We start from the raw sequence: 23,317 nt of genomic DNA on the forward strand, positions 1-23,317 counted from the left end.
ATAATAAATATTGGAGGTTGCAGAACATGACACATGTACGTTTTGATTATGAGAAAGCCCTAAGCTTTTTCGGTGAACATGAATTAGATTACTTGAAAGAACCTGTTAAATTAGCACATGAAATGGTACATAACAAAACAGGTGCTGGTAATGACTTTTTAGGCTGGGTAAACCTTCCGACAGATTATGATAAAGAAGAATTTGCTCGCATTAAGAAAGCGGCAGAAAAAATTAAATCAGACTCAGATGTGCTTTTAGTTGTTGGTATTGGTGGTTCATATTTAGGAGCGCGTGCAGCAATTGAAATGCTTAACCACTCTTTCTATAACGAGTTAACAAAAGAACAACGTGATACACCACAAGTATTCTTTGTTGGTAACAGTATTAGTGCTCCATACATTAACGATTTATTTGATGTATTAAAAGACAAAGATGTTTCTGTTAATGTTATTTCTAAAAGTGGTACAACAACAGAACCAGCTATCGCCTTCCGTGTTTTCCGTAAGTTCTTAGAAGAAAAATATGGTGTGGAAGAAGCAAGAAAACGTATTTATGCAACAACAGATAAAGCTAAAGGTGCACTAAAAACGTTAGCAACAGAAGAAGGCTATGAAAGCTTCGTTATTCCTGATGATGTAGGAGGACGTTATTCTGTTCTTACAGCGGTAGGTTTATTACCAATTGCCGTAAGTGGTGTAGATATTGATGAAATGATGCAAGGTGCACAAAAAGCTCAAGAAGAATTAAGTGAAGCAGATATTGCTAAAAACCCTGCATACCAATATGCTGCAGTTCGTAACATCCTTCATAACAAAGGTAAAACAATTGAAATGCTTATTAACTATGAACCAGCACTTCAATATTTTGCTGAATGGTGGAAACAATTATTTGGTGAAAGTGAAGGAAAAGATTTCAAAGGAATTTATCCTTCATCTGCAAACTTCTCAACAGACCTTCATTCATTAGGTCAGTACGTACAAGAAGGTCGTCGTGATATTTTCGAAACCGTTCTTCATGTAGAAGAGCCAAAATCAAATATTACAATCGAAAAAGAAGAGCAAGATTTGGATGGCTTGAATTACTTAGCTGGAGAAACATTAGACTTCGTTAATGAAAAAGCATTCCAAGGTACACTTCTTGCACATACAGATGGACAAGTACCAAACTTATTAGTTCATCTTCCGAAACTAGATGCATATACATTTGGATATGTTGTATACTTCTTCGAAAAAGCATGTGCAATCAGTGGTTATCTATTAGGAGTAAATCCATTTGACCAACCAGGTGTAGAAGCATACAAGAAAAACATGTTCGCATTACTTGGTAAACCAGGATTTGAAGAAGAAAAAGAAAAATTAGAAAAACGTTTATAATCATACCAGAGCTGTCCTCCATGCGTAAGTGTTGGGGGATAGCTTTTTTTCATAAGGAGGTGGCCTTTATGTATAAAATTATTGATAATCGTGGCGAAGAACACGAATTAATGCTAATCGTAGTAACGATTTGTTCCCTTTTAACTTTTAGAAAAATAAAAAGATTGGAACGCTATAGAAAAAAATTGAAAGGGACATTTACGCCGTATTAATACGAATGAAAACAAAGGGCGAATACACATTCCTTCTACAGGAATTTATTAACAAAAAATAAACTAGTTTTTGCTTGAAATGTAAATAAATCCATTTATGAACAAAAAGATAAGCAGAACAGGCTCAAAGTGTAAATAAATCCATTTATGAACAAAAAAGTAAGTAGAACAGACTCAAAGTGTAAATAAATTCATTTATGAACAAAAAAGAAGCAGATCAAGCTCTAAAGTGTAAATAAGTCAATATATAATATCAACTCTCCAAAAACGATATGCGCTTCACTCTATTTTATCACGCTGTAAACGGACACTAACTCCCTAATAAAATTCGCTAACAATCAGTAGGAGGCTCACTTTAACTGAATTTGATTTACTGGTTTTAAATAAATCAGAGAATCTCCTTTTTTTAATTCTAATGTGAAGTCGGGGTGTAGAAACATCTCTTCGTTCCTCATCATACCGATTAACCATTTTCGCTTATGGAGCATTTGTTGTGCGCAAAAGAAGAAGTTTTTACCGATGAGATCATCATCGATTACTTCATAGCAAAATTGTTGTTCTGTTAGTGTGTTTGCTATAATGTCTGTAACTTGCAAATCTTTTTGAAAAAGTGATTGAAAGAATAACGAACTCATGAAATTATTAGAGCGGACGAGCACATTCGCACCTGCTCGAACGGCATTTTTTTTCTGTGTTTCTGTTAATATTTCTGCGATGATATGAATAGAAGCATGATTACCACGATTAGCAATAATGCTCAAGATTGTTTGGCGGTCTGCTTCTTCTTCTGTTAATGTCGGATCAGCGGTAATGATCACATGTTTGGCGTGCTTAATATTTGCTTGTTGTAATGCATGATCGGAGGTGGGTTCACCACTTATAAAATGTAGACGGTGTTGTCGATACGCTATTTTTTGTGTGGAATGATCGATTAGGACGATATCCATTTCAATATTATGGTCTTTAAACATTTCGATTAGTTGTCTTGTTCGTTCATTCCAGCCTATAATAATAGTGTGGTTTGTTCCGGTATATTGGTTCTTACCCTCCGATAAATCTTGCTCATATTTGATTGTACTTGCAGATAAGGTAGCCATATAAAATGTAACGAATCCACCACCAGCTAGTATAAGTAAAATCGCGATTACCTTACCAATCGCACTTAATGGAACGTAATCGCCATAACCTACTGTTGAACCAGTGACGATTGCCCACCAAATCCCATCAAATACAGTAGGGAAGTGAATAGGTTCAATGAGGTGAATCATAGAACCAAACATAATCATTAATATCGAAACACTTAGTAATAGCCGTACAGTAACAGGTAAATGAAAATAAAATTGGATAAACTTATGCCATAACATGTGATCACCTTTTTTACAATATAGTGTTGGCAAGTTAGATGATGTTATTCTTAAAAAGAGGAGTGTTAAATATGGAAAAGGAAAGAATCGATTTTTTACAAGAATTATTACATACACCATCACCATCAAGTATGGAAATGGAAATCCAAAAAAAATGGATAAAATATGTGGAGCCGTTTGCTGATGAAATTCGTACTGATAATGCAGGAAACGTAATTGCGGTGAAAAATGAACAAGCTGATTTCCATTTGTTATTAGCTGGTCATTCTGATGAAATTGCTTTTGTTGTTAACCGCATTGATGAAAGAGGATATGTTTATGTCGATAAAATGGGCGGTATTAACCCAAAAGCAGCAATCGGTATGAAAGTAGAAATTTTAGGTCAAGACAAAAAAGTACCAGGAGTTATTGGTGTTAATGCGCAACATCATGGTGGTATAAAAGGTGACTTTGATGTGGCAGACTTGTTTATTGATTGTGGCTCAAAAGATAAAGCAGAAACAGAAGTGGATATACAAATTGGTGATTTAGTTGTCTACCGCAGACAATCAGAAGTATTAAAAGATCGTTATGTATCAGGTAGAGGCCTTGATAATCGTACTGGTGCTTTTATTGTGGCAGAAGTAATGAGAAAATTAGCAGAACAAGATATTAATATCGGTGTTTATGGTGTGAGTACCGTGAATGAAGAAACAAATATGGGTGGTGCTTATTTTGCTGCTGCTGGGCTTGAGCCTGATGCAGCACTTGCCTTAGATGTAACTTTTGCTACAGACTATCCATCTGTTGACACAGGAAAGTATGGAGATATTCGTTTAGATGGCGGGCCAGTTCTTGCAAAAGGTGCACCGATTAACCGAAAATTAAATCAGTTATTAGAAAAAAACGCAAAACAGTTGGATATGGATGTGCAATATGAGTTAACACCAAGACTTACTGGAACAGATGCAGATAAGATGCGTCTAACAGGTAAAGGTGTACCGATTAGCTTAGTTTCTTTACCGTTACGTTACATGCATTCACCTGTTGAAACAGCAAGTATTAAAGATATCGAAGAAGAAATCACATTATTAGTGGAAATGATTACAAACATGACTGGTAAGGAAAGTTTAAATCCATTAGAAGATTAAAAGATTGACATCAACTAATAAAACCCATAGGATTATATTGTTATACGTAGAAAAGCATAAAATGGTAACAACGTATTATCGCGCTGTTGCCATGTTGCGCTCTGCGCTTTTATAATCTCGATGGGGAGGCGATCAAGTTGCATTCATCGGCTAAAACTGGAAATCTCTATCGTTTGATCGTTATTTCGATTCTAGGAACGATATCCGTTTTACTTATGTTTTTAAATTTTCCAATACCTTTTGTTCCGGCATATTTGCGAATAGATGTAAGTGATATTCCAGCTTTAATTGGAGGGGTTATTTTTTCTCCGCTCGCAGGTGTGCTTGTTGTAGCAGTGAAAAATATATTATACTTACTCGTAACGGCCATTTCTGACCCTGTTGGTGTGGTAGCGAACTTCTTTGCAGGAATGTTTTATGTCGTACCGGTCAGCCTTATGTATATGAAGTACCGTTCGATGAAGAGCGTTTGGATAGGTTTAGGAATTGGTACACTGCTTATGACAATTGGTTTATCTCTGTTAAACTATTTCTTGTTCCTTCCAGCGTATAGCTGGTTTATGGGATGGGAAGAGATGTCCGAAGCTGTCAAAAGAACTACTGTATTAGCCGGTATTTTACCATTTAATTTAATTAAAGGGATTATTGTAGCGGTTGTTTTTGTTCTGATCTTCAGTAAATTAAAGAATTGGATTCAAAAAAAATAAGTGTAAGAAGAGCAAGGGGATGTCCTCTTGCTTTTTTAATTTGTTAGATAAATTACAATAATATGTCTATTTGAACAAAGAGTACCAATCATTATCAATTGGTACTCTTTGTTCTATCGATTAATAACTCCTAATGTACAGCGCGATGTTGCGATTAATTGTTCTCGTTCATCCTCAATTTGTATATTCCAGACCATTGTTGTTTTTCCAATGTGGATAGGCGTTGCCATAGCAATTATTGTGCCATCTTTCTTCGCTTTAATATGATTGCAGTTAATCTCGATACCTACAATGGCTTGTGAATCAGGATTAACATGCTCCATGCCACCAATACTTGCTGCGGTTTCAGCTAATGCTACAGTTGCGCCCCCATGAAGGAAGCCCATAGGTTGTTTGACATTTCCGGTAATGGGCATCTCCATTTTAACAAGTTGTTGCGATTTTTCTTTTACACGCATTTGTAATGCTTCCATTAACGTCGTGTGCATAGTGTGACCTCCTCATTAAAATGGTAACGGGATAATAATTTGTAATAATAGCGATAATCCAATAAGCGCTCCATAGATGGTATTCAGCTTAGCAACAGTAGCCATCGCAGGAATCATTCCTACATTTGTTGTGTTTGCTTGGAATAATTGTACGGCTTTACGTGCCACAGGAATACTTAAGAAACTAATAATACTATAAATTGGTAGTAAGTCGGCGATAATAAACGCAGCAGTTAAAGCATAACTAATTAACATTAATGTTGATAGCAGGTAAATGGCATTTTTTCTACCGAGTAAGATAGCAATTGTTTTTCGACCGTTTTCTTTGTCGCCATCCAAATCACGAATGTTGTTCGCTAACAGAATGGAACCGATCAATATGGCGATTGGAATCGAAATAACGATTACTTGCCACGTCAGTGTTTCTGTTTGAATGTAGTAACTAATTCCAATGATTACTGTTCCCATTAAAAGACCAGAGAATAATTCACCAAACGGTGTATAAGCAATTGGAATGGGTCCGCCAGTATATAAATAGCCGATTAACATACAGATACTTCCTATTAAAGCAATCCACCAGCTAGAAGCCATACAAATATATACTCCTAATAAGACCGCTATACCGAAGAAGGTAAATGCAAGTCTTTTTACGACAATGGGTTTAATACCATCTCTGACAATCGTACCTCCGATTCCGACAGAGTTTTCATTGTCTAATCCCCTTTTATAATCATAATACTCGTTAAACATATTTGTTGCTGCTTGGATCAACATTGCTGCTACAAGCATTGCGATAAATACTAATGGTCGAAAATGATTATCCAATACAGCTAACATTGTTCCAACAAAAACAGGAATAAAGGATGCTGTTAATGTATGAGGACGTAATAGTCGCCACCAGACATGAAATCCGGGCTTTTCATTTAAATGGTTTGCTTTTGTTTCCATTGTAAGAAATCTCCTTGATAAAAATTAAGTAACATTATAATTTTAGTGAATACTTATAGGTGTGTCAAACTATTGTTATAGGTTGTCAAGTAACCTATTTAATCTTCACAGCATTATAAACAATATTTCTCACCTTCAAAAGGATTTTTGTTATACTATTAAAGGGGTTATATTCGAAACAAGTTACGACTGTCTTTAAAAATAGTGGAAATTATACTATAATGAATAGCGTTTTACACAGTGTTAGTCATAAATCTAGCACGTCAAAAGAGGAAAATATGCCCTATTATATTGGAGGGTTTAGCAATGATTGAAACAAAGGAAATAAAAATAGATGGTGTTTTACAATCCGCACAACAGTCTATTACTGATTCGGCACCAACCTTTGTTAGTGTTACCGAACAGATAAAATGGATAAATCCAATTGATTTCTTTCAAAATGGTAAAGAAGTAGGTGGAGATAGAGTCTTTTGGTCTAGTGCTGATCGCAACACACAATTTGTGGGCATTGGAGAAGCGGCGCTATTACATGATGAAGATGCTTCTTATCAAACGTTGCAAGAAAAATGGCAACAAATGATGAAAAATACGAAAATCGTGAATCAATTTAGTCAATATAAAACAGGCCCTATTGCTTTAGGTGGTTTTCCGTTTGATGCACAGGAACAATCCGAGGAATTGTGGTCTGATTTTACTGGAAGCAAGTTTAGAGTCCCGACTTTTTTGTTAACTGTTGAGAACGATAAAGCATTTTTAACTACAACTGTCTATATAGAAAAAGAAAGTAATGTGGACAAGCTAGCAACTGATTTAGTTACTGATAGAAATCGACTATTGCATGCAGAAACATCGACTTATCGTGACAATCGAATTGTCTTACAACATGAAGTCGATCCAAATCAATGGAAGAAACTTGTGAAGAAAGCAACGACAACGATTGAAACAGAACAAGTCGATAAAATTGTTTTAGCGCGGGAATTGCAGTTAGAGTTTGATGAGGTCTGTGACTTAGGGACAGTTCTTCGAGAGTTAGAGAAGAAACAAGAAAACAGCTTTATCTTTGCGTGGGAAAAAGATGATGCTTGCTTTGTTGGGGCAACTCCTGAACGATTAGTCAAAGTAGAAAACGATCAATTGTTGTCAGCTTGTATTGCTGGAACTGCACCAAGAGGAAAGACAGAGGAAGAGGACAAAGAGATTGGCCAACAGTTATTAGATGATGAGAAAAATCAACACGAACATCAAATTGTGGTGAATATGATTAAGGGTGCGGTGAGATCATGTGCGACATCTGTAGAGATGCCTAATGCGCCAGTATTGTATCCATTAAAAAATCTGCAGCATTTATATACGCCTGTACAAGCACAATTAGCTGAGGGGTATACGTTGTTAGATGTAGTAGAAAAACTTCATCCAACGCCTGCTTTATGCGGATTTCCAAGAGAAAGTTCTTTAGATTTTCTTAGAAAATTTGAGCAGCTAGAGCGTGGTTGGTATGGTGCGCCAATTGGTTGGTTTGATCAGTCATTTAATGGAGAATTTGCTGTTGCGATTCGCTCTGCACTTGTAAGAAGTGATCAAGCGTCACTATTTGCTGGTTGCGGAGTAGTAGTTGATTCCGATCCTGACATCGAGTATGAAGAAACAGGAGTTAAATTCACGCCGATGCTACATGCGCTAGGAGGAGCACGATGAGTCATACAGAAGCTTTATCAAGATATATCGGTCATTTTGTCGATCAATTATTTAAAAGTGGTGTACGTGATGTGGTGATATCACCAGGTTCACGCTCTACACCACTATCTCTTGCGTTTGCAGAATATGATCGTTTTCAAATCACAGTTGATATTGATGAACGTTCTGCTAGCTATTTCGCGCTAGGGATTGTAAAGCAAACAAATAATCCGGTTGTGTTGGTTTGTTCTTCTGGCACGGCTGTAGCTAATTATTTTCCAGCGATTATCGAAGCATATCAAGCACGTGTTCCTTTAATTGTATTAACAGCTGATCGTCCTCATGAATTGCGCTCTGTAGGGGCGCCACAAGCTATTGATCAAATTAAAATTTTTGGTGATTATGTGAAAAGTTTTCATGAAATGGCAATGCCAGAAATGAACGAAAATATGTTGCAATACGCGCGTAATCATGCTGATCGAGCAGTACGGACATCTCTTTATCAAGTGAAAGGACCAGTTCATTTGAATTTTCCTTTCCGTGAGCCACTTATTCCTGATTTTCGTTTAGAAGGAGTGTGGGGGGATGATACTGCTTATGTCCAACATTTTCAGTCAGATGAAACAAGGCTATCACCACAAGTTTTAGCAAATATCGAACAACAATTGCAAAATAAGAAACGTGGTGTAATTGTTTGTGGTCCGCATGACTATCCTGCGTTAGGAGCTGCAATCTTATCTTTAGCGAAAAAATGGCAGTTACCTGTATTAGCTGACCCATTGTCTTCTATGCGTGTTGTAGCGGATGAGGGTGTGATAGTGGAGACGTATGATAGCATTTTGAAATCGAAACAAGTTAGAAGTCAAATTAATATAGATTTTATTATTCGTTTTGGTGCAATGCCTGTCTCTAAGCCTGTTTTGCAACTTTTGCAGGAAAATGAAATTGAACAATTTATTATTGATGAAGATGTAACATTTCGTAATCCTGCGATAAAACAAGCGCATTATATGTATGGCAAGCCAACAAATATTGCGAATCAATTAGCTGATTTGTCCTTAACATTTGATGAGGACTGGCTAGCTACATGGCAACAGATGAATCATGCAGCTAAAGCAGTGTTGAATCGAGAACAGCAAGTATTAACGGAAGGATTAGCTGTTCGAGGAATTCAGCATGCTATACCTGATGAAAGTACACTATTTGTGGGTAACAGTATGCCTATTCGGGATGTGGATACTTTTTGGTTGGCTACAGCTAAAAAGATAACAATCCATGCTAACCGTGGTGCGAATGGAATTGACGGTATTATCTCTACAGCACTCGGTATGGCTAAGAATGGTAATCATGTAACATTATTAATTGGGGATATTTCATTCTTACATAGTATGAACGGTTTATTGTTGACAAAGAATTATCCACTAAATGTGACGATCGTATTAATTAATAATCAAGGAGGCGGAATCTTCTCCTTTTTACCACAAGCAAAAGAAGACAATCCGCATTATGAAATGTTATTCGGGACACCACAATCCATTTCATTTGAAAAAGTAGCAGTACTGTATGATTTTCCGTATACAGCTGTGAAGGAATGGTCTACTTATTTAGATGCATTAAAAGCTAGCTATGAGAAAAAAGGTGTTTCACTTATTGAAGTACAAACGGATCGACAGGAAAATGTAGAGTGGCATCAACAAAATTGGCAAGAAATTGAGCAGAGTGTATTAGCTATTTTGCGCTAGTGGACGGGGATGAATGCCCGAAAAAAAGAAAGAGTGAGAATTCGGTCATTCATAAGCCAGATAAATACCTAAATAAAAGAAATTAGACTAGAATCAGTTAAGGGGAGGATGGGCATGTATATTAATGATTATTGGATAGAAACTTATGGTGAAGGCCGTCCAGTTGTATTTTTGCATGGCTTTACTGGATCTAGTCAAACGTGGCAATCTGTTCGTCCTTTTTTTTCTAGTTATCAATTTATCGTTGTTGATTTGCCAGGGCATGGCTATACGAAGGCTAGGGTAAAATCAATGAAAGATTGTTGTGAAGATCTTTCTCGAGTTTTTAAAGAAATGGGATTAGAGTTGTTTGATCTCGTTGGGTATTCTATGGGAGGACGAACAGCGCTTTCCTTTGCGTGTGCATTTCCTGAAATGGTACGAACATTAACATTAGAAAGTGCATCTCCAGGTTTAAAAGTGGAGCAGGAACGTATCGCAAGGGAACAAAGAGATCAACGACTTGCCGAAGAAATCGTCCAGTATCCACTTGCATTGTTCGTCGATAAATGGGAGAACATAGCCTTGTTTGATTCTCAAAAACGTTTACCAAAGGAAAAACGAGATCAAATTCGTGAAGAAAGAATGGCTCAATCGAGAGAAGGGTTAGCACATTCATTAGTGACAATGGGAACAGGTGTCATGGGATCGTACTGGGATAAGCTCGAACGTTTGGGTATGCCTGTTTTATTAGTGACTGGCGAGTGGGATGAGAAATTTATCGATATCAATAAAAAAATGGATGAATTGTTGCCAGATAGTCATTTTACAACAATTAATCAGGCAGGACATGCAATTCATGTGGAACAAACGAAAAAATTTGGTACAATAGTAGAGGAGTTTATTTCTAAAGGAGGTTTAAGTCAATGACAGTAGAATGGGTAAGTGAACGTACCTATGAAGATATTTTATATGAAACATATAATGGCATTGCAAAAATAACAATTAATCGTCCAGAAGTGCGCAACGCATTTCGTCCTCAGACAGTAAATGAATTGTTGGACGCTTTTACATATGCACGTGATGATTCAAATGTTGGTGTAATCGTACTTGCAGGAGCAGGAGACAAAGCATTCTGTTCTGGCGGAGATCAAAAAGTTCGTGGGCATGGAGGATACGTTGGTGAAGATGAGGTTCCTCGTCTAAATGTATTAGACCTTCAGCGCTTAATCCGTGTTATTCCAAAACCAGTAGTAGCAATGGTTTCTGGTTATGCGATTGGTGGAGGACACGTACTTCATATCGTTTGTGATTTAACAATTGCAGCGGATAATGCTATCTTTGGTCAAACTGGGCCAACAGTTGGAAGCTTTGATGCTGGTTACGGTGCAGGCTTATTAGCGCGTATCGTTGGGCATAAGAAAGCTCGCGAAATTTGGTACTTATGCCGTCAGTATAATGCACAAGAAGCATTAGATATGGGCTTAGTAAATACAGTAGTACCACTTGAAAAATTAGAAGAAGAGACTGTTCAATGGTGTGAAGAAATGTTAGAAAAATCACCAACTGCTCTTCGCTTCTTAAAAGCATCATTCAATGCAGATACAGATGGACTAGCTGGTTTGCAACAAATGGGTGGCGATGCAACATTGCTTTACTATACAACCGATGAAGCAAAAGAAGGACGCGATGCGTTTAAAGAAAAACGCAAACCGAACTTCAAACAATTCCCACGATTCCCATAAGAAGGAACAAGGCCAATACATGATGTGTTGGCCTATTCTTTTTTTACATATTAACTATAGTAAAATGGAAGAAAGTGTTCATAAACAGATATATGAACAAAAATGAAGTGAAAAAGCGGAGAAAGTGTTCATAAACAGATATATGAACAAAAATAGAGTGAAAAAGCGGAGAAAGTGTTCATAAACAGATATATGAACAAAAATAGAGTGAAAAAGCGGAGAAAGTGTTCATAAACAGATATATGAACAAAAATAGAGTGAAAAAGTGAAGAAAGTGTTTATAAAAAGATATATGAACAAAAATAGAGTGAAAAAGTGAAGAAAGTGTTTATAAAAAGATATATGAACAAAAATAAAATAAAAAACACAAAAAAAGTGTTTATCACGGTGTAAACGTCCGTAATACCCCTACGAAGAAACGAAGTGGAATAATTGGACTGATTGAAGTCTCACTTTATAAACAAAACAGAGCTAAAAATCGAAAAGTAGTTCATTCAATAGCTAAGAATAGGACTAGCTTGATAAAGGAGGTGTCAATAAGAGATGGAACATTGGTTAACGAAACGCGCTCATTTAACACCAGACCTTGTTGCATTGGAATTAAGTAATGATAAGACCATCACATTTGCTCAATTAGCAGAACAAGCGAAAGATTTTGCCACTAAATTATATCGAGTTCATCAACGAGGGCATATTGCGATATTATCTGATAACTCACTTGATCTGGCTATTGCTTTTTGGGCATGTACATATATACAAGTCCCTGTTGTGTTTCTTAATACACGCTTAACGACAAGAGAATGGAAAAGGCAATGTGAAGATGCAGATGTGCAAACGATTATTTTTGCAGATAAATATACAGATAGCATGTCATCATTGCCTGTTCCTTCTTATTCTATTGCTAGTATTCGGATGAGTACTAGTGTGGAATGCCCAATAGCTTCGCAAATAAATCTTGATTCTATTTGTTCGATGATGTTTACGTCTGGAACAACTGGTAGGGCAAAGCCAGTTATGCAAACTTTTCATAACCACTGGTCTAGTGCAGTAGCATCAGCATTAAATTTAGGGTTAATGCCAAATGATAAGTGGCTTTTATGTCTGCCATTATTCCATATCGGAGGTTTATCTACACTATTTAAAAGCGTGATATATGGCATGTCTGTTTATTTGTTAGAGCGTTTTGATGAAGAAAAAGTACACCATGCAATCATGGAAAGAAAAGTGACGATTATTTCTGTTGTGGCAGTGACATGTTCACGTTTGTTGGAACGATTAGCGGATGGGCATTATCCGAGTGCCTTCCGTTGTATGCTTTTAGGTGGAGGTCCAGCACCTAAGCCTTTATTAGAAAAAGCGAAAGAAAAAAATGTGCCAATTGTCCAAACGTATGGTATGACAGAGACTAGTTCACAAATTGTCACATTAAGTGAACAGGATGCTTTACGAAAACTAGGTTCTGCTGGAAAGCCACTTTTCTCCGCGTCATTACAAATTGAGTATGATGGAAGTAGAGCTAAAGCAAATCAAATCGGTGAAATTGTTGTCCAAGGTCCAATGGTAACGAAAGGTTACTACGGTCGTGAGGAAGCTAACAAAGAAGCCTTTCAGCAAGATTGGTTTCACACGGGTGATTTAGGTTACTTAGATGAAGAAGGATTTTTATTTGTAGTAGACCGTCGCAATGACTTGATTATATCTGGTGGTGAAAATGTCTATCCAGCTGAAATAGAAGAAGTATTATTGTCATATGAAGGTGTAAAAGAAGCTGGAGTGACAGGAAGAGAAGATAATAAGTGGGGACAAGTCCCTGTTGCATATGTTGTGACAGCGGATGAAAACGTGACTGCTGAAGAGCTTCTACTCCATTGTCAAGAACATCTCGCTTCTTTTAAAGTGCCAAAAGAAATTCATTTTCGCAACCAATTACCACGTAATGCGACAAATAAATTGCAACGACATTTGTTGAAAGGCTAATCATAAGAAAAGGACACACATTACAAAGGTGCTGTCCTTTTCTTATGCATAATGCCCACCAATTTTTTTGCTTCGTTCTCTCGTAATACCTGCTTTTGTATAGCTTGTTGCACGTAGGATAGCTGTTGAACCATATTTATTTCGAATAGCATCCATCACATAACCGATGTCTTTCTTTTTTGACTGGTCTTCAAAAAGATTAAGCTGTGTATCGATATCATCATATAAATTATTTAATGAAACAGTGACACGCCGTATTTTACTATGGTGACTATAAAATTCATGAAATAATTGTAAGCATACTTGATAAATATCCATTGTTACATTAGTCGGCAAGTGTAAAGATCGTGAACGATGGAAGCCACCACGATTATCTGCATATCCGATGCTCAAGTGAATCGTCTTGCCTGCTTGTTGATGCGATCTCGCGCGTTTGCATACTTCCTCGCATAAATCCAGTATACATGCTAATGTTTCTTCAGCCGTATAATCTCGTAGTAGGGTGATACCGTGACCGAAGCTTTTTTGTCCTTTTTCTTTCTCAAATGAATCATAAACAGGGCTTAAATCAATTCCCCATGCATGCCAGTATAATTGTTCACCGATTACACCGAATCTTTTTTTCAATCTATCTAAACGGTAATTAGCTAATTGACCCAAATAGATGATTCCCATTCTGTTGAGATGTTTCGTTAGCTGACTGCCAATTCCCCATATTTTTTCGATTGGGACGGGCCATAACAATCGTTCCACATCTTCATGGTGACAAGTAGCGATGCCGGTTTTTTTCGCATAAAGGTCCATCACCACTTTTGCTAAAAACTTATTATCACCAATTCCAATTGCACAAGTTAATCCCATCGTTTCATATATTTCTTTTTTTATCATTTGTGCAATACGATAAGCATCACCATATAAGTCTTCTAGTCCATCAACTGTAATCCACATTTCATCAACCGAATAGGGATGTATCGCTTCCTTTGGCACATACTGATGTAATAAATGAGTAATTTCCATCGATACTTTCACATAATCACCCATTTTTGCTTCCGCGACATGAATGGCTGGGTCATTAGGGAGTTCAAAGTATCGACTAACATTTTTGACACCGTGTTGCTGTTTTAAAGCAGGAGAAGCGGCAAGAATAATACTGCCTGATCGATTTTTGTCTCCAACAACTGCAAGCATTGCGGTCATTGGGTCTAACCCATGCTTTACGCATTCAATACTTGCGTAAAAGGAGCGCATATCGATGCAAAGTACATTGTGTTTAGGAAAACGACTATAATCCATAATTTATCCCACCTAAAACGAACATTTGTTCTAATTATAATGCAATAACGTGGGAAATAGTAGCGTTAAAATATTCCAGTTTGATTCAGGTTAAATGAGATACACTATTGATAAAGAGGTGAAAAAACATGGAGAAGAAAACATATTACGTTAATATTGCGTCACAAGAAATTTCGCAGATTCCATATGGTAATAATACGGCATATACTATTGAAGCGACAGACGAAGAAATTACGCAATTAAGAGCAAAATTTAATGAAGTACATGAAGATGACTTTGGTACGTTTATTCGTGCTCATATTCCATATGTACAGTATCATCAGGATACAGAAAATGATGAATATGATACAGATTTGCAGCAAGTTATACAAATGTTGTATCAATTAGCTACACCAGAAACAAAAAAAGCAATGGATGAATCAGACTTAGATATATAATCAGGAGGGGGATGAGGGGCTACTGCACCCTGATAAAAAATGAAACCAATTGTCTGATGGAAAGGTCTATAAAGTAACAGGTTTTAAAAGCAAAGAAAAAAGGAATAATGAAAAATAAGAGGAGGGGGAGGAAAACGATGAAAAGAATAATCACTAGTTTGACGGTTGTCATACTGATGATATTTGCAGTTGGTGTGATATACAATGCTGATACAGATGAAAAGCATGCGAAGTATCATACACATGTTGAAAGAATCGTTGCAGCTGAACAAAAAACAGTGAATCCAGATCTCACACATGAAGAAATACTGCACTTGACTGATATGTTTATGTCCCTCTTAGTTCAAGAAGTGGATAACCATTATAAAGTTGTGCAATATGATACGAAGGAAGAGCTACTAAAAGCGTTTGAACCGTATATTACAAGAGAAGCAATACAGCCCTATATTGATTATTATTACTATGAAGAAGATGATGGGTTATATATCGTTCCTACTGAAACACCACCTTGGTTAGATAAGAATGAGCCATATGAGATAACGAAAGATGACGGAAAAGTAACAGTGAAGCAAACAACGGAAAATGCTTTGCAAGGTAAATACACGATTGAAATAGTATGTGAAAAAATAGAGGACACATGGAAAATAGCAAACATTAGCCATAAGTAAAAATAAAAGGTAGTATAGAGTTATGAAAACTTTTTATGATTACTATAACAACAAAATACAATTATCCTTTGATGACCAGCCGTTTAATCCAGAGCCAAAACATGTTTGGGTAATTTGTCGTTACCGAAATAAATGGTTGCTAACAAAGCATAAAAATCGAGGTCTTGAATTTCCGGGCGGTAAAGTAGAAACAAATGAAACACCGAAACAAGCAGCAATCAGGGAAGTACAGGAGGAGACAGGAGGCGAAGTAGAGGGTATTCAATATATCGGGCAATACTTCGTCACAGGAAAAAGAGAAAAGCTAGCTAAAAATATCTACTTTGCTAAGGTGAGCGCCATACAGAAGCAAGACTCATACTTTGAAACGGATGGTCCTGTATTAATTGACCAGTTACCTTCCAATATCAAGTGTAATGAAACATATAGTTTTATTATGAAAGATGATGTCTTAACACATAGCTTGGATTATATTACAAAGGTAATTGAACCGATGTATAGCTGACAAATGTTAGCTATACTTTTTTTGTAAAGTGAGATTTTCAAATGGATTGACTTTACTGCGCGAATCGGGTACGATATATCCTATGAATTCAACGAGAGACTATACTCTGGAATTATGCACGCCATGTTGATCATTTGGTTCGTGCATTTTTTTGCGAAAAGTTGTATAGTTGAAGATATAGATTTTGTCATATAGTGAGACTTCAATCAGTAGTTGCTTTATCCTGCTGGTTGTGCATAAATCCATGAAAAAGCTAGTATCTGTGATAAATAATAAATCTTTGATTAGACTTTTAGATAAAAGAAGGAAAGATGGAAGTCTCGGTGTAAAAGATGAAGGGGGAAATAGGAAACATGGCGAAAAATCGACGCTTATTTACATCAGAATCAGTTACAGAAGGTCATCCGGATAAAATTTGTGACCAGATTTCTGATGCGATATTAGACGAAATTTTATCAAAGGATCCAAATGCTAGGGTTGCTTGTGAAACGAGTGTAACAACAGGACTAGTATTAGTTTCTGGTGAGATCACTACATCTACATATGTGGATATTCCTAAAATCGTTCGTAATACCATTAAAGAAATTGGTTATACAAGAGCGAAGTATGGCTTTGATGCAGATACTTGTGGTGTTATTACCGCTATTGATGAGCAATCACCTGATATTGCAGGCGGTGTTGATCAAGCGCTTGAAGCACGTGAAGGTACCATGACAGATGATGAGATTGAAGCAATTGGTGCAGGGGACCAAGGACTAATGTTTGGTTATGCGAACAATGAGACACCTGAATTAATGCCACTACCAATTAGTATGGCACACCGTCTAGCGAAGCAGTTATCAGATGTTCGTAAAAACAACACATTAGATTACCTTCGTCCTGATGGGAAAACACAAGTAACAGTAGAATATGATGAGAATGATAAACCACAACGAGTGGATACGATCGTTATTTCTACACAGCACCATCAAGATGTAACATTAGAACAAATTCAAGCAGATCTAAAAGAACATGTAATTAAACCAGTTGTTCCAGCTGAATTATTAGATGAAGAAACAAAATATTTCATTAACCCAACTGGACGTTTTGTTATTGGTGGACCACAAGGTGATGCTGGTTTAACAGGACGTAAAATCATTGTTGATACTTACGGTGGATATGCTCGTCATGGTGGCGGTGCCTTCAGTGGTAAGGATGCGACAAAAGTAGACCGTTCTGCAGCATATGCATCTCGTTATGTTGCGAAGAATATTGTTGCTGCAGGTTTAGCCGAAACATGTGAAGTGCAATTAGCATATGCAATTGGGGTAGCACAGCCTGTATCTATTTCGATTAATACATTTGGAACTAGTAAACATTCTGAAGAAGAATTAGTTGCGGCAGTACGTGAAAACTTCGACTTACGTCCAGCAGGAATTATCAAAATGCTAGACTTAAGAAGACCAATTTTCCGTAATACAGCAGCATATGGTCATTTTGGACGTATAGACGGCGATTTCCCTTGGGAAAACACAGATAAAGTAGATGCATTACAATCCTTTTTAGGATAATAATAAATAAAAGCAAGCTTGCTCCGGTCAAAGGAGTGAGCTTGCTTTTTCTGTATGGCTTTATTAAAGATTAATGTTGATAGTATATAAAAATTATACATTTTCTATATCTGGAAGTATTGTTATAGTCCTCTTCAACGAAAGTATCCTATAGTATAAGTATAACTAATCACATACTAATACTATTCGTTAGTTCCTTTTTTGAACTGATTCCAATCTCTTTTTAACAAAGAAAAAGAATAATGGTCATAATATTCACCCTTAAATAAATGCTTATCTCTATATACACCTTCATTCACAAATCCAAGTTTTTCTAATAACTTAATAGAGTTGACATTATCTAAAGCAACATAAGCGTTAATTCTATTCAATTTCATATGATTAAATCCACTTTCAATTGCACTAATTAAGGCCTCTTTCATATACCCTTGTCCCCAATATTCGTGCCATAAATCATAGCCTATTTCTGCAATATTGTTCATTCTGTCCCAGTTATCATATCCACAGGTTCCAATTTGTTCTGACATAGCACCTTTTTTGACTAATACCCAACGATTGTATCCCTTTTCTTCCGGATTTTTATTCCATTCAATAAACTCTATTGCATCATTTCTACTTATAAATAATTCTTCATCATATAAAAATTTACATACTCTTTCATCATTAAAAAGTCTATAAATAAAATCAATATCCTCATTATTTACATTTCGTAATATCAACCTATCTGTTTCTAAATTTGGGAATTTTTTATATTTGACCATTTTGATGACTCCTAATCATTTGTAAGTATCCTGCTCCATTAGTTGAATAAGAGATTATGTTAAATCACAAAAATTAGTTAATATAATCGTACCATAAGTTTGCGTATTTTTTATTAAACACAATCATTCATAGCTACCTCACTCAAATTTCTAAGGATGTAGTGTGAACAGCGGATGTGGACGATGACTGCGCTTTTCCATTAATTATCTGATGAGAGACTCTCTTTATATAATTGTGCTTTTCTCGTATATTCTTGTTGGATTCTTTCCATTTCTTCTTTATCTTTTTTTGTTAAATCCCGCACGACTTTAGCTGGTCTACCAAATGCGAGTGTATTAGGTGGAATCTTTTTGCCTGGTGATACTAAGCTACCTGCACCGATAAAAGCACCTTCCCCAATTTCCGCGCCATCTAATATAATAGATCCCATTCCGACAAGTGCATGCTTGCGGATAATAGCAGAGTGTAAGGTAACTTGATGTCCCACTGTCACATAGTCTTCAATGATTAATGGTAAATCAGGACTTTGATGGAGTAATGATAAATCTTGTACATTAGAATAGGCTCCTATTTTTACTGGAGCAACATCACCACGAATGACGGCTTTAAACCAAATACTAGCATACGGACCCACTTCAACATCTCCTGTAATAACAGCATCTGGTGCAATAAATGCTGTTTTGTCAATGAAAGGAGTTGTTCCGTTATAATCATATAACATCTTGTCGCCTCCCTATGATAATCCTTTTAATTCTTGCTCTGGTTCAGCATGGATAAGAATATGTGCATTGGAAAATTCATGTTTAATTTCTTGTTCAATTTTATCACAAAGGGCGTGTACAGTCCCAATGGTTTCTTCGGAAGGAACAACCATATGAAATTCAATATATACATCTGGTCCAGCTCGTCTCGTTTTGAAATCATGAATTTCTAGATATTCCTGCTCATGTGCATAGATGATTTGCAAGATATCCTGCACTTCACTAAAGCTTAAACTACTATCGAGTAATGGGGGAAAAGCTTCTTTCATTAATTTCCCGGCTTCGAACATGATATAAATAGCTAGAGCAATTCCAATTAGTGGGTCAATAAAATGCCAACCTGTAAGATAGGCAAAAAATAGTCCTACCGCAACGCCAAGTGATGTATAAACATCTGTTAGTAGATGGAAGGCGTTCGATTTCATCGCAATAGAGTTTACTTTTTCTGCTTCTTTCTTCACAATTTTTGAAACGATAAAATTAACAAAAGCACCTATTAACATTACTGCTATAGCTAAAATTGGTAATCTAATAGGTTCAATCATTAATAATTTTTGGATACATTCATAAATAATCCAAATGCCTGCTAGAAAAATAAGTAATGTTTCAATCGTTCCAGATATGTTTTCCACTTTACCGTGCCCAAATGGATGTTCTTTATCAGCAGGCTTACCAGAAATTCGTACAGATATAAAGGCAATTAAAGAAGCTAAAAGATCAAGTGCAGAATGAATCGCTTCTGAGATGACAGCAACAGATCCTGTTAAAGCACCTACAATTAATTTTAATATGACAACAAATGAATTGCTTAATACGGACAAAAAAGCAATTTTAGGTGTTTTACTCATCCAAAGACCTCCAGTTATTTCTTCTGAGTTAATAGAATAGCAAATCGCTTTTGAGTGGGTCAATAGCAACATAAGGGGATGAATGCAACAAACTATCTACCTGCTAAAAAAGTTGAGTAAGGTTAAAAAAGATACCTCTGGTTAATGTGATGAGTGTGCTTATTCTTTTGGAGGATGATGTAATATGCTATCATAATAAAGAGAAGCAATAATAGTAAAGTGAGGGAAAAAAGTGTCTATACATGTCCCAACGAAAGCATCGATCTTGATGAAAGATGTATATAAGAAAATATTTCCACAAGTAAATAGAGAATTGAATTATTGGAAGCAACGTGCAAATGAAATCCCTGATGAGGAACTTAAAACACAAGCATTAGCGAGTATTCAAGACAAAAAATTTCACTGTCAAGGTGGAAGTGTCTATAGTTTGCTGGCAGGAGATGAATGGAAGGAAGCCATTCGCTTTATCGTTGCCTATCAAACTATTAGTGACTATTTAGATAATTTATGTGACCGTAGTACATCACTTGATCCAACAGATTTCCGTATGCTTCATCAATCAATGGAAGACGCTTTAACACCTGAAAACGAAATAAAAAACTATTATCAATATCGAGTAGAGCAAGCTGATGGTGAGTATTTAACAGACTTAGTCAAAACTTGCCAACAAGTACTAAGTAAAGTAAACAATTATTCGCTTTTTCAATCACGTATGGTTCAATTAGAGTCCATGTATAGTGACTTACAAGTGCATAAACATGTTGCCCATGAACAGCGAATACCGAGACTAGAAAAATGGTTTGATCAATATCAAGAGCAATGGCCGATGTTAAGCTGGTATGAATTTTCTGCTTGTGCAGGTTCGACACTAGGAATTTTCTGTATGGTGTCATATGGGCTAGGAAATCATATGACAGAAGAACTAGCGGAGAAAATATTTGATAGTTATTTCCCTTTTCTACAAGGCTTACATATTATGTTGGATTACTTTATTGATCAAGCAGAGGATGAGGAAGAAGGGGATTTAAACTTCTGTACATATTATCGAGATCATCATGAATTAGAACAACGCCTCGTTTACTTTGTTGAAAAGACGAATGAATACATACAAACATTACCAGACAAAGCTTTTCACGAAATGATTCAACATGGGTTAGTTGGTCTATACTTAGCAGATCCTAAAGTGAAAAGAATGAAAAAATTTGAAACAATAGTAAAACGATTAATTAAAGTAAGTGGGCGTAAATCACAATTCTTTCATTGGAATATTAAAATATACAATCGACTTGCTGGAAGATATTAAGCACACAATCTCGAGAACAAAACTTAGTCCAAAGGGAAAGTTATGTCCATGAGAAAGTGTCTCAAAGACAAAACTCAGTCCAAAGGGAAAGTTATGTCTATGAGAAAGTGTCTCACGGACAAAACTCAGTCCAAAGGGAAAGTTATGTCCATGAGAAAGCGTCTCACGGACAAAACTTAGTCCAAAGGGAAAGTTATGTCCATGAGAAAGCGTCTCACGGACAAAACTCAGTCCAAAGGGAAAGTTATGTCCATGAGAAAGCGCCTCACGGACAAAACTCGCTCCAAAGGGAAAGTTATGTCCATGAGAAGACGTCTCAAAGACAAAACTCGCTCCAAAGGGAAGGTTATGTCCATGGGAAAGCGCCTCGAAGACAAAACTCAGTCCAAAGGGAAAGTTATGTCCATGAGAAGATGTCTCAAAGACAAAACTCGCTCCAAAGCGAAAGATTTGTCGTCGAGAACACCTTTATTTCATAAAACGTTTCAATAATTTCAGTCCGTTTTTCCTATTTGGATAACGGAAAGGGAAATCAATAGACGTTGTTTGTTTTAATACGCTCTTTTGATGGGAGAAGGTAAGAAAACTATCTTTACCGTGATATGCTCCCATACCGCTGTTACCAACACCACCAAATGGTAGGTAAGGACTTGCTAAGTGATACATCGTGTCATTAATACAACCGCCACCAAAGGAAACCTTTTCGATAACTTCTTCTGCTAAAGCATCATTTTCAGAAAAGAAATAAAAGGCTAATGGATTAGGGTGGTGTTCAATACCGGTTAACACGTCATCAAGATCTTGATAATACATGATCGGCAGAAGTGGTCCAAAAATTTCTTCCTGCATAATATCATCGTCCCACGAAATATCTATAAGTAATGTTGGTTCTATTTTTAGTTGTTCGCGCTTGCTTTTTCCACCGAAAATGGTTGTGCCATTTGATAAAAATCCTTGTAGACGATCAAAATGTTTTTCGTGTACAACACGACCGAAATGTAGGTTTTCTAGGGGGTGTTCCCCATATAAGGATTGAATCGCTTGCTTCAATTCAGAGATAAATGTATGTTTTACATCCTCGTGTACATAGAGATAATCTGGAGCAACACATGTTTGACCAGCATTTGTGAATTTCCCCCAAGCAACACGTTTAGCTGCTACAGATAAATTAGCGTCTTTATCAATAATTGCTGGGCTTTTTCCACCTAGCTCTAATGTAACTGGTGTTAAATTTTGAGCGGCTGCTTCCATAACCATTCGACCAACAGGTACACTGCCGGTGAAGAAAATGTAATCAACATTTTCCTCTAATAAAGCTTTACTTGTCTCTACAGCACCCTCTACTACGGAGATATACTGTTCGGAAAAAGTAGTAGTGATAAGCTCGCTAAGTAGTGCAGATGTTGTTGGTGTGTATTCAGAGGGCTTAATTACTGCACAGTTACCTGCAGCGATCGCACCAATTAATGGAGCCAGTGCAAGTTGGAAAGGATAGTTCCAAGGTGCAATAATAAGCACAACACCATATGGTTGCTGATAAATATAGCTTTTAGACCCAGTGTGGGTAACAGGTGTTTTTACTTTTTTTCGTTTTACCCATTTAGGTAATTCTTTGACAACATGATCAATTTCACTATAAAGGTAACCAATTTCAGTCATGAAAGCTTCAGCTTCTGATTTATTTAAATCTTGTTTTAGTGCATCAATGATTTTTTCTTGATTTGCTTTAATACTTGTCTTTAATGATTGTAGAGCTTTAATTCGATATGAAACATCTTTCGTTTGACCAGTGGCGAAAAATTGTTGGTGATTGGCTATTATGGATTGAGAATTTATCATTTTTCCTCTCCT

The 23,317-nt window shown here is 36.4% G+C and carries 22 protein-coding genes; 14 read left to right on the top strand and 8 right to left on the bottom strand.

The window, feature by feature from the left end; translation table 11 throughout:
• The first annotated feature begins 26 nt into the window (after nt 1–26).
• Both SH601_RS02190 and SH601_RS02195 read left to right on the top strand, forming a co-directional pair.
• Nucleotides 27–1,373, top strand: coding sequence for a glucose-6-phosphate isomerase (locus SH601_RS02190; RefSeq protein ID WP_319956582.1), 1,347 nt, complete (start codon nt 27–29; stop codon nt 1,371–1,373).
• Nucleotides 1,374–1,441: 68 nt separating this feature from the next.
• Complete coding sequence (locus tag SH601_RS02195; protein ID WP_319956583.1) at nt 1,442–1,585, top strand: hypothetical protein; 144 nt, start codon at nt 1,442–1,444, stop codon at nt 1,583–1,585.
• A 350-nt stretch (nt 1,586–1,935) separates the two neighbouring features.
• On the opposite strand, the gene SH601_RS02200 is transcribed toward SH601_RS02195, so the two are convergent.
• Nucleotides 1,936–2,949 carry a potassium channel family protein gene (locus tag SH601_RS02200; protein ID WP_319956584.1) on the bottom strand — a complete coding sequence of 338 codons (1,014 nt, stop codon included), beginning with the start codon at nt 2,947–2,949 and terminating at the stop codon, nt 1,936–1,938.
• A 71-nt stretch (nt 2,950–3,020) separates the two neighbouring features.
• On the opposite strand from SH601_RS02200, the gene SH601_RS02205 reads away from it, so the two are divergent.
• Entirely contained in the window at nt 3,021–4,079 is a 1,059-nt protein-coding gene (locus SH601_RS02205; protein WP_319956585.1) for a M20/M25/M40 family metallo-hydrolase, read from the top strand.
• A 137-nt stretch (nt 4,080–4,216) separates the two neighbouring features.
• Complete coding sequence (locus SH601_RS02210; RefSeq protein ID WP_319956586.1) at nt 4,217–4,786, top strand: ECF transporter S component; 570 nt, start codon at nt 4,217–4,219, stop codon at nt 4,784–4,786.
• 113 nt (nt 4,787–4,899) lie between these two features.
• On the opposite strand, the gene SH601_RS02215 is transcribed toward SH601_RS02210, so the two are convergent.
• Both SH601_RS02215 and SH601_RS02220 read right to left on the bottom strand, forming a co-directional pair.
• On the bottom strand, nt 4,900–5,274 hold the full coding sequence (locus SH601_RS02215) for a hotdog fold thioesterase (protein WP_319956587.1): 375 nt from the start codon (nt 5,272–5,274) through the stop codon (nt 4,900–4,902).
• A 15-nt stretch (nt 5,275–5,289) separates the two neighbouring features.
• Nucleotides 5,290–6,222, bottom strand: a complete 933-nt coding sequence (locus tag SH601_RS02220; RefSeq protein ID WP_319956588.1) for a 1,4-dihydroxy-2-naphthoate polyprenyltransferase — start codon at nt 6,220–6,222, stop codon at nt 5,290–5,292.
• Nucleotides 6,223–6,528: 306 nt separating this feature from the next.
• Between SH601_RS02220 and SH601_RS02225 the strand changes: the two genes are divergently transcribed.
• The 5 genes from SH601_RS02225 (at nt 6,529) to SH601_RS02245 (ending at nt 13,339) form a co-directional block, all read left to right on the top strand.
• Complete coding sequence (locus tag SH601_RS02225) at nt 6,529–7,917, top strand: isochorismate synthase (RefSeq protein WP_319956589.1); 1,389 nt, start codon at nt 6,529–6,531, stop codon at nt 7,915–7,917.
• The gene (menD, locus tag SH601_RS02230; RefSeq protein ID WP_319956590.1) at nt 7,914–9,638 is read left to right on the top strand and encodes a 2-succinyl-5-enolpyruvyl-6-hydroxy-3-cyclohexene-1-carboxylic-acid synthase; all 1,725 of its coding nucleotides are present in this window, start codon (nt 7,914–7,916) and stop codon (nt 9,636–9,638) included. Before SH601_RS02225 ends, menD begins: the two co-directional genes overlap by 4 nt.
• A gap of 114 nt (nt 9,639–9,752) precedes the next feature.
• On the top strand, nt 9,753–10,547 hold the full coding sequence (gene menH, locus SH601_RS02235) for a 2-succinyl-6-hydroxy-2,4-cyclohexadiene-1-carboxylate synthase (RefSeq protein ID WP_319956591.1): 795 nt from the start codon (nt 9,753–9,755) through the stop codon (nt 10,545–10,547).
• Nucleotides 10,544–11,362, top strand: coding sequence for a 1,4-dihydroxy-2-naphthoyl-CoA synthase (menB, locus tag SH601_RS02240; RefSeq protein WP_319956592.1), 819 nt, complete (start codon nt 10,544–10,546; stop codon nt 11,360–11,362). The genes menH and menB overlap by 4 nt, the downstream gene beginning before the upstream one ends.
• Before the next feature lie 543 nt (nt 11,363–11,905).
• Entirely contained in the window at nt 11,906–13,339 is a 1,434-nt protein-coding gene (locus SH601_RS02245; protein ID WP_319956593.1) for an o-succinylbenzoate--CoA ligase, read from the top strand.
• Between the two features lie 42 nt (nt 13,340–13,381).
• Here the strand turns inward: SH601_RS02245 and SH601_RS02250 are convergent, their stop codons facing one another.
• Nucleotides 13,382–14,632: a DNA polymerase IV gene (locus SH601_RS02250; protein ID WP_319956594.1), complete on the bottom strand. Its 1,251-nt coding sequence runs from the start codon at nt 14,630–14,632 to the stop codon at nt 13,382–13,384.
• A gap of 128 nt (nt 14,633–14,760) precedes the next feature.
• Here SH601_RS02250 and SH601_RS02255 point away from each other — a divergent pair, with 128 nt between their 5' ends.
• The 4 genes from SH601_RS02255 to metK all read left to right on the top strand — a co-directional run bounded on the left by SH601_RS02255 (nt 14,761) and on the right by metK (nt 17,792).
• On the top strand, nt 14,761–15,069 hold the full coding sequence (locus tag SH601_RS02255; RefSeq protein WP_319956595.1) for a hydrolase: 309 nt from the start codon (nt 14,761–14,763) through the stop codon (nt 15,067–15,069).
• A 137-nt stretch (nt 15,070–15,206) separates the two neighbouring features.
• Nucleotides 15,207–15,737 carry a hypothetical protein gene (locus tag SH601_RS02260; protein ID WP_319956596.1) on the top strand — a complete coding sequence of 177 codons (531 nt, stop codon included), beginning with the start codon at nt 15,207–15,209 and terminating at the stop codon, nt 15,735–15,737.
• A gap of 22 nt (nt 15,738–15,759) precedes the next feature.
• Entirely contained in the window at nt 15,760–16,242 is a 483-nt protein-coding gene (gene ytkD, locus SH601_RS02265) for an RNA deprotection pyrophosphohydrolase (RefSeq protein WP_319956597.1), read from the top strand.
• A gap of 353 nt (nt 16,243–16,595) precedes the next feature.
• Complete coding sequence (gene metK / locus SH601_RS02270; protein ID WP_319956598.1) at nt 16,596–17,792, top strand: methionine adenosyltransferase; 1,197 nt, start codon at nt 16,596–16,598, stop codon at nt 17,790–17,792.
• Between the two features lie 182 nt (nt 17,793–17,974).
• On the opposite strand, the gene SH601_RS02275 is transcribed toward metK, so the two are convergent.
• The 3 genes from SH601_RS02275 to SH601_RS02285 form a co-directional block, all read right to left on the bottom strand.
• Nucleotides 17,975–18,553 carry a GNAT family N-acetyltransferase gene (locus SH601_RS02275; protein WP_319956599.1) on the bottom strand — a complete coding sequence of 193 codons (579 nt, stop codon included), beginning with the start codon at nt 18,551–18,553 and terminating at the stop codon, nt 17,975–17,977.
• Nucleotides 18,554–18,753: 200 nt separating this feature from the next.
• A complete protein-coding gene (locus SH601_RS02280; protein WP_319956600.1) occupies nt 18,754–19,275 on the bottom strand; it encodes a gamma carbonic anhydrase in 522 nt (173 codons plus the stop codon).
• A 12-nt stretch (nt 19,276–19,287) separates the two neighbouring features.
• Nucleotides 19,288–20,163: a cation diffusion facilitator family transporter gene (locus SH601_RS02285; protein WP_319956601.1), complete on the bottom strand. Its 876-nt coding sequence runs from the start codon at nt 20,161–20,163 to the stop codon at nt 19,288–19,290.
• A 238-nt stretch (nt 20,164–20,401) separates the two neighbouring features.
• Between SH601_RS02285 and SH601_RS02290 the strand changes: the two genes are divergently transcribed.
• Nucleotides 20,402–21,466 carry a tetraprenyl-beta-curcumene synthase family protein gene (locus SH601_RS02290; protein ID WP_413775089.1) on the top strand — a complete coding sequence of 355 codons (1,065 nt, stop codon included), beginning with the start codon at nt 20,402–20,404 and terminating at the stop codon, nt 21,464–21,466.
• Between the two features lie 468 nt (nt 21,467–21,934).
• Here SH601_RS02290 and SH601_RS02295 read toward each other — a convergent pair whose 3' ends face one another.
• Nucleotides 21,935–23,305: an aldehyde dehydrogenase gene (locus SH601_RS02295; protein WP_319956602.1), complete on the bottom strand. Its 1,371-nt coding sequence runs from the start codon at nt 23,303–23,305 to the stop codon at nt 21,935–21,937.
• Nucleotides 23,306–23,317 lie beyond the last annotated feature (12 nt).

The sequence above is a fragment of the Gracilibacillus pellucidus genome, from assembly GCF_033949965.1.
Lineage (GTDB): Bacteria > Bacillota > Bacilli > Bacillales > Amphibacillaceae > Gracilibacillus > Gracilibacillus pellucidus.